Source organism: Pseudomonas sp. Pseusp97, assembly GCF_047304025.1.
Taxonomy (GTDB): domain Bacteria; phylum Pseudomonadota; class Gammaproteobacteria; order Pseudomonadales; family Pseudomonadaceae; genus Pseudomonas.
Map to the genome: position 1 here is coordinate 46,707 of NZ_JBGLYK010000014.1, position 9,022 is coordinate 55,728.

General features: G+C 65.5%; 8 protein-coding genes. 7 read left to right on the plus strand and 1 reads right to left on the minus strand.

Annotated elements, in window-relative coordinates; all coding sequences use genetic code 11:
• Position 1: 1 nt before the first annotated feature.
• A complete protein-coding gene (gene desA / locus ACCC94_RS05060) occupies positions 2-1,183 on the minus strand; it encodes a delta-9 fatty acid desaturase DesA (protein ID WP_413348299.1) in 1,182 nt (393 codons plus the stop codon).
• A gap of 179 nt (positions 1,184-1,362) precedes the next feature.
• Between desA and ACCC94_RS05065 the strand changes: the two genes are divergently transcribed.
• From ACCC94_RS05065 to ACCC94_RS05095, 7 genes are all read left to right on the plus strand, one after another.
• Positions 1,363-3,636 (plus strand): putative bifunctional diguanylate cyclase/phosphodiesterase, encoded by a 2,274-nt coding sequence (locus tag ACCC94_RS05065; protein ID WP_413348300.1) that lies wholly within the window; start codon positions 1,363-1,365, stop codon positions 3,634-3,636.
• Positions 3,637-3,776: 140 nt separating this feature from the next.
• Complete coding sequence (gene oscA, locus ACCC94_RS05070) at positions 3,777-3,959, plus strand: sulfur starvation response protein OscA (protein ID WP_017520779.1); 183 nt, start codon at positions 3,777-3,779, stop codon at positions 3,957-3,959.
• A 157-nt stretch (positions 3,960-4,116) separates the two neighbouring features.
• Positions 4,117-5,115, plus strand: a complete 999-nt coding sequence (locus ACCC94_RS05075; protein WP_413348301.1) for a sulfate ABC transporter substrate-binding protein — start codon at positions 4,117-4,119, stop codon at positions 5,113-5,115.
• Between the two features lie 123 nt (positions 5,116-5,238).
• Entirely contained in the window at positions 5,239-6,057 is an 819-nt protein-coding gene (gene cysT, locus ACCC94_RS05080) for a sulfate ABC transporter permease subunit CysT (protein WP_017520777.1), read from the plus strand.
• Positions 6,058-6,067: 10 nt separating this feature from the next.
• Entirely contained in the window at positions 6,068-6,940 is an 873-nt protein-coding gene (gene cysW / locus ACCC94_RS05085) for a sulfate ABC transporter permease subunit CysW (protein WP_413348302.1), read from the plus strand.
• A 14-nt stretch (positions 6,941-6,954) separates the two neighbouring features.
• Complete coding sequence (locus ACCC94_RS05090) at positions 6,955-7,944, plus strand: sulfate/molybdate ABC transporter ATP-binding protein (RefSeq protein ID WP_413348303.1); 990 nt, start codon at positions 6,955-6,957, stop codon at positions 7,942-7,944.
• Between the two features lie 246 nt (positions 7,945-8,190).
• A complete protein-coding gene (locus ACCC94_RS05095) occupies positions 8,191-8,940 on the plus strand; it encodes a sulfite exporter TauE/SafE family protein (protein WP_413348304.1) in 750 nt (249 codons plus the stop codon).
• Positions 8,941-9,022: the final 82 nt, after the last annotated feature.

The following is a 9,022-nucleotide window of genomic DNA, read 5'->3' on the forward strand; positions in this document are numbered from 1 at the left end:
TTCAGACGGCCGGACGCAGGGAGTAGGTCTTCAGCTGCTCGGCAAACTCGCGCAGCGACTGGATGCCGCTGGCTTCCGCCTCGTGCACCCACTGCTTGATCGCGGCGAGCATGTCGTGGCCGTTGGCGCTGGTTTTTACCCAGATCTGCTGCAGGGCCAGGCGCTTTTCATAGATCACCTGCAGCGACTGGCTCTGTGCGAGCAGGTCCTGGATGCGCGCGTGGTGGCGTTCTTCCAGCAGGCTGGTTTCACGCGAGAGCAGACGCTTGGCGCGGCGGAACAGGTGGCGCACCGACTCGTCGGCCTTGGCCAGCTCCTGCTTCACCAGCGGGCCGATCACCAGCTTGCGGTACTGCGCCATGATCTGGAAACGGTTGTTGAGGATGGCCATGGCGGTATCCATGTCCAGGCTGCCCTTGCCCTCCACGCGGTGCGCAATGGGCGCGACGCGGGCGACCTTGGCCAGACGCAGGAAACTGAACAGCTTGATCCAGGCCCAGCCCAGGTCGAATTCCCACTTCTTCACCGACAGCTTCGCCGAGTTCGGGTAGGTGTGGTGGTTGTTGTGCAGCTCCTCACCGCCGATCAGGATGCCCCAGGGCACGAGATTGGTGGCGGCATCGCGGCACTCGAAGTTGCGGTAGCCGACCGCATGGCCCAGGCCGTTGATGACGCCGGCGGCCCACACGGGAATCCACATCATCTGCACGGCCCAGACGGTCATGCCGAGCACGCCGAACAGGGCGAGGTCGATGATCGCCATCAGCACGATGCCGCCGATTGGGTAGCGCGAATAGACGTTGCGCTCGATCCAGTCTTCCGGGCAGTTCTTGCCATAGATGCGCAGGGTGTCGGGGTTCTCCGCCTCCTTGCGATACAGCTCGGCGCCGGTGCGCAGTACGGTGCCCAGGCCCTTGAACACCGGGCTGTGCGGGTCTTCGGCGGTCTCGCACTTGGCGTGGTGCTTGCGGTGGATGGCGGTCCACTCGCGGGTGTTCATGGCGGTGGTCATCCACAGCCAGAAGCGGAAGAAATGCTGCAGCGCGGGATGCAGGTCGAGTGCCCGGTGCGCCGAGTAGCGGTGCAGATAGACGGTGACGCTGACGATGGTGATATGGGTCAGGACCAGGGTGACCGCCACCAATTGCCAGGGCGACAGGTCAAGGAAACCGTTGTACCACATAGGCGATACTGTACCTCGGAAGGGATGTGGGACTACGCCCGGCTGGGCGTGCTTTACCGGGAAAGGACTGCCGCATTATCACCATGCGGGTCCGGATTACCATCCGGTCTTTTAGATACGAACGGGGCCACCTGGCCATTTTTTATACAGCGCAGCCAATAAATACAATTCACCACCGCATGAATCCACGCCTCAGCGCCCTGCGCATCAGTCTTGTCTACCTGGTCGCCGCCACTCTCTGGATCTGGCTGGGTGACCAATGGTTACAAAATGTCCTGCACGACCCCGCCTCGCTGGCGCGGGCCAGGGTGCTGCAGCAGTACGGTTTCCTCGCCGTCACCTTCCTCCTGCTGTTCTTCCTGCTGTGGCGGCACCTGCGCCAGCAGCATGCCGTCCTCGCCGCGCTGGCCGACAAGGAGCAGCGCCTGAGCCGTGCCTTCGCGGTGGTCGAGGACGGCATCTGGGACTGGGACCTGGAAACCCAGCGCGTCCATTATTCCCCCGGCTACGCCAACCTGATCGGCCTGCCGGTGGAGCACCTGAGCGATGACCTGCTGCTGTGGGAAACCCGCCTGCACCCGGAAGACCGCGAGCGCGTACTCGCCCTCCACCAGGACTGCATCCAGGGCCTGCGCACGCGCCTGGAATGCGTCTATCGCATTCGCCACAGCGACGGCAGCTACCGCTGGGTGCGCAGCAGCGGCCGACTGACCCGCGCCGAAGACGGCCAACCGTTGCGCCTGACCGGGGTGAACCGCGACATCACCCACCAGCGCAGCAACGAAGACCACCTGCGCCAGGCGGCCGCGGTGTTCGAGGCCACCCAGGAAGGCCTGCTGGTGACCGATGCGCGTGGGGTGATAGTGCACACCAACCCCTCCTTCTCGCGCATCACCGGCTACAGCGCCGAAGACGTGCTGGGCGGGCAGCCCTCGCTGCTCAAATCCGGCCGCCAGGATGCCGCGTTCTACCAGCACATGTGGACCGCCCTGCACGAGAACGGCGTGTGGAGCGGCGAGATCTGGAACCGCCGCAAGAGCGGCGAGGTGTATCCGCAGTGGCAGCACATCCGCGCCGTGCGCAACGACGAAGGCGAACTGACCCACTACGTCGCGGTGTTCTCCGACCTCAGCAGCGTCAAGCGCTCGCAGCATGAACTGGACTTCCTCGCCCACCACGACCCGCTCACCGGCCTGCCCAACCGCCTGCTGCTGCGCGAGCGCATCGAGCAGGCGCTGGCCCGCGCCGAGCGCGAACAGGGCGGCGGCGCATTGCTGAGCATCGACCTCGACCACTTCAAGCACATCAACGACAGTCTCGGGCACACCATCGGCGACCTGCTGATCCGCGCCGTGGCCGAACGCCTGGAGGGCTGCCTGGACGAACGCTGCTCCCTGGCGCGACTGGGCGGCGACGAGTTCGCCGTGATCCTCGAAAGCCATCAACCGCACCACGCCAGCAGCCTCGCCCAGCGCCTGCTGGAAGCCATGAAGGCGCCCTTCGAGGTCAACGAACAGCTCATCTACATGTCGGTAAGCCTGGGGGTCAGCCTGTTCCCCGAGGATGCGCGCAACGTCGACCACCTGATGCAGCACGCCGACGCCGCGCTGTTCCAGGCCAAGGCCAGCGGGCGCAACCTCTATGCCTTCTATACCCCCGAGCTGACCGCCCGCGCACGCTCCCACGTGCAGGTGGAATCGGCGCTGCGCCACGCGCTGGACCACGACGAGCTGCGCCTGTACTTCCAACCGGTGCACGACCTGGCGAGCGGGCGCATGGTCGGCGTCGAATCGCTGGTGCGCTGGCAGCATCCGCGACAGGGGCTGATCGCACCCGCCAAGTTCATCCCGGTGGCCGAGGAAAGCGGCCTGATCACCGCCATCGACGCCTGGGTGCTGGAGCAGGCCTGCCGGCAGATGCGCCAGTGGCTGGATGCCGGCATCGGCCTGGACTTCATCGCGGTCAACGTCTCCAGCCGGCTGTTCGGCCGCGGCGGCCTGGAGGAGCGCGTGGCCCTGGCCCTGGAACAGAGCGGCCTGGAACCCCACCACCTGGAGCTGGAAGTCACCGAAAGCGCGGTGATGGAGAACTTCGACCAGGCCCTGGAACTGCTCTGCCAGCTGCGCCTGCTGGGCGTGCAGCTGGCTATCGACGATTTCGGTACCGGCTATTCCTCGCTGATGCGCCTCAAGCGCATGCCGGTGCACAAGCTGAAGATCGACCAGGGCTTCGTCGCCGGCCTGCCGGATGAATCCGACGACGCCGCCATCGCCTGTGCGGTGATCGCGCTGGGCCAGAGCATGGGCCTGCAGGTGGTCGCCGAGGGCATCGAACGGCCCGACCAGGCGGCCTTCCTCCTCACCCACGCGTGCAATTTCGGCCAGGGATACTGGTATGGCGCACCGCAGCCGGCCGAGGTTCTGCTGGCACAATTGCCGCGCGGCACCGCTTGAAATCGCTCTAAAAACTTTCGGATATATAAAAATTCTTAAACAGTATTTTTAAGAATATCCAGCTCCTGCCTAAGATGCGCTCACACCGCACGCGCCGTTGGTGAATCGGCCGGTGGTCAACCCATTAGGAGCAGATACCCATGAGCGCAACCCTCCGTAGCCTGGACGGCCAGGACGAAGCCAACATCCTGCGCGAAGTGCAGAGCGCCCTGCGTGGCCTGCGTTTCGGCGCCGTCGAGATCACCGTGCACAACGGCCAGGTCGTGCAGATCGAGCGCAAGGAAAAATTCCGCCTGCAACAGAGCCCCGGCAAACCTGCCTGAGCCCGTGCGGACCGACTGGACACCCGGAGCGTCGCCATGACCGAACTGCCCCACCGGTATTGCAGCTGTCAGCCACGAATGCGTGGCTGACAACGCCCCTCCCCCGAAAGACCCTGCCCAACAAACATAAAGAACTGCATTTTTTCAGGAGCTGCACATGTCCATCCGCCGTTTCGCCCTGGCCGCACTGGCCAGCGCATTGATTGCCGGCCCGGTTTCCGCCGCCACCCAACTGCTGAACGTTTCCTACGATCCGACCCGCGAGCTGTACCAGGCCTACAACGCCGCCTTCATCAAGCACTGGAAGGCCCAGGGCGGCGACGACCTGACCGTGCAGCAATCCCACGGTGGCTCGGGCAAGCAGGCCCGCGCCGTGATCGACGGCCTGAAGGCCGACGTGGTGACCCTGGCCCTGGCCGGCGACATCGACGAACTGAACAAGCTGGGCAAGCTGCTGCCCGCCGACTGGCAGGCCCGCCTGCCCGACAACAGCACTCCCTATACCTCGACCATCGTGTTCCTGGTGCGCAAGGGCAACCCCAAGGGCATCAAGGACTGGGGCGACCTGACCAAGCAGGGCGTGGAAGTCATCACCCCGAACCCGAAGACCTCCGGCGGCGCCCGCTGGAACTTCCTCGCCGCCTGGGCCTGGGCGAAGAAGCAGTACGGTAGCGACGAGAAGGCGCAAGCCTACGTGCAGGACCTGTACAAGCACGTCCCGGTTCTGGACACTGGCGCCCGCGGTTCGACCATCACCTTCGTCAACAACAACATCGGCGACGTGCTGCTGGCCTGGGAAAACGAAGCCTTCCTGGCCAAGAAGGAGCAGGGCGGCGAGAACTTCGAGATCGTCGTTCCGTCCGTGTCCATCCTGGCCGAGCCGCCGGTGGCCGTGGTCGACAAGACCGTCGACAAGAAAGGCACCCGCAAGGTCGCCGAGGAATACCTGAAGTACCTGTACAGCGAAGAAGGCCAGCGCATCGCCGCGCAGAACTTCTACCGCCCGCGTAACGCCAAGGTCGCTGCCGAGTTCGCCAACCAGTTCCCGAAACTCAACCTGGTGACCATCGACAAGGACTTCGGCGGCTGGAAAGTCGCGCAGCCCAAGTTCTTCAACGACGGCGGCATCTTCGACAAGATCTACCAGGCGCAGTGATGTGCCACCCGCCCGGCCCTGCGCCGGGCGAAACGATCCGCGCGGGCCGGTGCACAGCCCACGCGGAACGAAAACCCCCGCCCCATGGCGGGGGCTCAACGCGTTCATGAGAAAGGACAGACAATGTCGCGACGCATCTCCCCGGTCATACCCGGCTTCGGGCTGACTCTGGGCTACACCCTGGTGTATCTCAGCCTGTTGGTGCTGATTCCGCTGGGGGCCATGTTCCTCAAGACGACCCAGCTCTCCTGGGATCAGTTCTGGACCATCATCACCGCGCCGCGCGTCATCGCCGCGCTCAAGCTGAGCTTCGGCACCGCGCTGATCGCCGCCCTGATCAACGGCGTGATCGGCACCCTGCTGGCCTGGGTGCTGGTGCGCTACCGCTTCCCGGGACGCAAGATCATCGACGCGATGATCGACCTGCCCTTCGCCCTCCCAACCGCCGTGGCCGGTATCGCGCTCACCGCGCTGTACGCGCCCAACGGTCTGGTCGGCCGCTTCGCCACCGAAATCGGCCTGAAGATCGCCTATACCCCGCTGGGCATCACCCTGGCACTGACCTTCGTGGTCCTGCCCTTCGTGGTGCGCACGGTACAGCCGGTGCTGGCGGACATCCCGCGTGAAGTGGAAGAAGCCGCCGCCTGCCTGGGCGCCAAGCCGTTGCAGGTGTTCCGCCACGTGCTCCTGCCGGCGCTGCTGCCGGCCTGGCTGACCGGCTTCGCCCTGGCCTTCGCCCGCGGCGTCGGCGAGTACGGCTCGGTGATCTTCATCGCCGGCAACATGCCGATGAAGACCGAGATCCTGCCGCTGCTGATCATGGTCAAGCTGGACCAGTACGACTACACCGGCGCCACCGCCATCGGCGTGCTGATGCTGGTCGTCGCCTTCGTCCTGCTGCTGCTGATCAACCTGCTGCAACGCCGCATCGAAACGCCTTGAGGAGCGCGCCATGAGTACCGCAAGCCTTTCCGCCGCGGCCGCTGCCAATGCTGCTCGCCGGGGTAATGTGTGGGGCCGCCGCGCCCTGATCGCGCTGGCCTGGCTGGCCTTCGCCGTGTTCCTGCTGCTGCCGCTGTTCGTGGTGCTGAGCGAGGCGCTGAAGCAGGGCTTCGGCACCTTCTTCGAGGCCATCCTGGAACCCGACGCGCTCGCCGCGCTGAAACTGACGCTGATCGCCGTGGGCATCTCGGTGCCGCTGAACCTGGTATTCGGCGTCGCCGCCGCCTGGTGCGTGACCAAGTTCGAGTTCCCCGGCAAGAGCATCCTGGTCACCCTGATCGACCTGCCGTTCTCGGTCTCCCCGGTGATCGCCGGCCTGATCTACGTGCTGCTGTTCGGCGCCCAGGGCTACTTCGGCCAGTGGCTGTCGGACCGCGACATCCAGATCGTGTTCGCCGTGCCCGGCATCGTCCTGGCAACCATCTTCGTCACCTTCCCCTTCGTCGCCCGCGAACTGATCCCGCTGATGCAGGAACAGGGCACGCAGGAGGAAGAGGCCGCGCGCCTGCTCGGCGCCAATGGCTGGCAGATGTTCTGGCACGTGACCCTGCCGAACATCAAATGGGGCCTGATCTACGGCGTGGTGCTGTGCACCGCGCGGGCCATGGGCGAGTTCGGCGCGGTGTCGGTGGTTTCCGGGCACATCCGCGGCGTCACCAACACCCTGCCGCTGCACGTCGAAATCCTCTACAACGAATACAACCACGTCGCCGCTTTCAGCGTCGCCACCCTGCTGCTGCTGATGGCCCTGGTCATCCTGCTGCTCAAGCAGTGGAGCGAGTCCCGCCTGACCCGCGCCAAAGTCAAAGCTGACGATGAATAAGTGAGAGCCACGCCATGAGCATCGAGATCCGTAACGTCAGCAAGAACTTCAACGCCTTCAAGGCGCTGAACGACATCAACCTCGACATCCACAGCGGCGAACTGGTTGCCCTGCTCGGCCCGTCCGGCTGCGGCAAGACCACCCTGCTGCGCATCATCGCCGGCCTGGAAACCCCGGACGCCGGCAACATCGTGTTCCACGGCGAGGATGTCTCGCAGCACGACGTGCGCGATCGCAACGTCGGCTTCGTGTTCCAGCACTACGCGCTGTTCCGCCACATGACGGTGTTCGACAACGTCGCCTTCGGCCTGCGCATGAAGCCGAAGAAGGAGCGCCCGAGCGAAGCGCGCATCGCCGAGAAGGTCCACGAGCTGCTGAACATGGTGCAGCTGGACTGGCTGTCCGACCGTTATCCGGAGCAACTCTCCGGCGGCCAGCGCCAGCGTATCGCCCTGGCCCGCGCACTGGCGGTGGAGCCGAAGATCCTGCTGCTCGACGAACCCTTCGGCGCCCTCGACGCCAAGGTGCGCAAGGAGCTGCGCCGCTGGCTGGCGCGCCTGCACGAGGAGATCAACCTGACCTCCGTATTCGTCACCCACGACCAGGAAGAAGCGATGGAGGTCGCGGACCGCATCGTGGTGATGAACAAGGGCGTGATCGAGCAGATCGGCTCCCCCGGCGAGGTCTACGAGAACCCGGCCAGCGACTTCGTCTACCACTTCCTCGGCGACTCCAACCGCCTGCACCTGGGCGGCGACGAGCACGTGCTGTTCCGTCCGCACGAGGTGTCGCTGTCGCGTTCGGAAGTCGCCGAGCACCGCGCCGCCGAGGTCCGCGATATCCGTCCGCTGGGCGCGATCACCCGGGTGACCCTCAAGGTCGACGGCCAGGACGAGCTGATCGAGGCCGAAGTGGTGAAGGACCACGACAGCCTGACCGGCCTCGCCCGCGGCGAGACGCTGTACTTCAAGCCGAAGGCCTACCAGCCGGTGGCGAATATCTGATCGGGCGCCGCCACGGCACTCTGCTCCTGCGCGGGGGATTGCCCTCTCCCTAACCCTCTCCCTGAAGGGAGAGGGGATATTCGTGCCAAGCGGTCCCCCAGCGTCTCCGGCTGACTCGGCGCCTGACGAGCATGCCGTACGGCTCCCTCTCCCTTCAGGGAGAGGGCTGGGGAGAGGGACCGCGCTTTCCCCTGACTCCCAAACCCTCGTATCCTGCCAGCCTTGCTTTTCAACAAGGCCCCGGCCATGTTCGACGCCCTCCCCCAGCACCTCGAACTCATCGTCCTCACCTTCCTCCTCGCCGGCCTGGTGAAGGGCGTGGTGGGGCTCGGCCTGCCCACGGTGGCCGTCGGGCTGCTCGGGCTGGTGATGCCACCGATGCAGGCGGCTGCCATTCTCGTCGTGCCCTCCACCGTCACCAATGTCTGGCAACTCGCTGCCGGCCCGCGCTTCCTCGGGCTGCTCAAGCGCCTGTGGGGGATGCTTGTCGGCATTGTTGTCGGGACCCTGCTGGTAGGCTGGCTGCTGGCGGGACGGAACTGGCCGGCGGCCACGCCGCTGCTGGGCGTCGCCCTGATGCTCTATGCACTGCTGGGGCTGTCGAACCAGCGCTTCAGCGTGGCGCCCCGGCATGAGCGCTGGCTGTCGCCGCTGATCGGCGTGATCACCGGAGGCGTCACCGCCGTCACCGGCGTCTTCGTGATTCCCGCCGTGCCTTTCCTGCAGGCCCTGGGCCTGGAAAAGGATGACCTGGTGCAGGCGCTGGGCTTGTCGTTCACCGTCTCGACGCTGGCCCTGGCAGTCACCCTCAGCCAGCACGGCTCGCTGTTGCAGGCGGATGTGCTCGGCCTGTCGCTGCTGGCCCTGCTGCCCGCGTTGGCAGGCATGTACCTGGGCACCTGGCTGCGCTCGCGGATCAGCCCGCTGGCGTTCCGCCGCTGCTTCTTCGGTGGCTTGCTATTGCTCGGCGCGGACCTGGCGATCCGCGGTCTCTGACCCGCCCTGATGGGCTTTTCGTAGGAGCGAGCTTGCTCGCGAACCCGGACTCCGCAGCGAAGACTGGTTCGCGAGCAAGCTC

Bases quoted from the DNA above. Each gene is read 5' to 3' on its own strand.
- desA (WP_413348299.1), bottom strand. From the start codon at position 1,183: ATGTGGTACAACGGTTTCCTTGACCTGTCGCCCTGGCAATTGGTGGCG.
- oscA (WP_017520779.1), top strand. From the start codon at position 3,777: ATGAGCGCAACCCTCCGTAGCCTGGACGGCCAGGACGAAGCCAACATC.
- cysW (WP_413348302.1), top strand. From the start codon at position 6,068: ATGAGTACCGCAAGCCTTTCCGCCGCGGCCGCTGCCAATGCTGCTCGC.
- ACCC94_RS05065 (WP_413348300.1), top strand. From the start codon at position 1,363: ATGAATCCACGCCTCAGCGCCCTGCGCATCAGTCTTGTCTACCTGGTC.
- ACCC94_RS05095 (WP_413348304.1), top strand. From the start codon at position 8,191: ATGTTCGACGCCCTCCCCCAGCACCTCGAACTCATCGTCCTCACCTTC.
- ACCC94_RS05090 (WP_413348303.1), top strand. From the start codon at position 6,955: ATGAGCATCGAGATCCGTAACGTCAGCAAGAACTTCAACGCCTTCAAG.
- ACCC94_RS05075 (WP_413348301.1), top strand. From the start codon at position 4,117: ATGTCCATCCGCCGTTTCGCCCTGGCCGCACTGGCCAGCGCATTGATT.
- cysT (WP_017520777.1), top strand. From the start codon at position 5,239: ATGTCGCGACGCATCTCCCCGGTCATACCCGGCTTCGGGCTGACTCTG.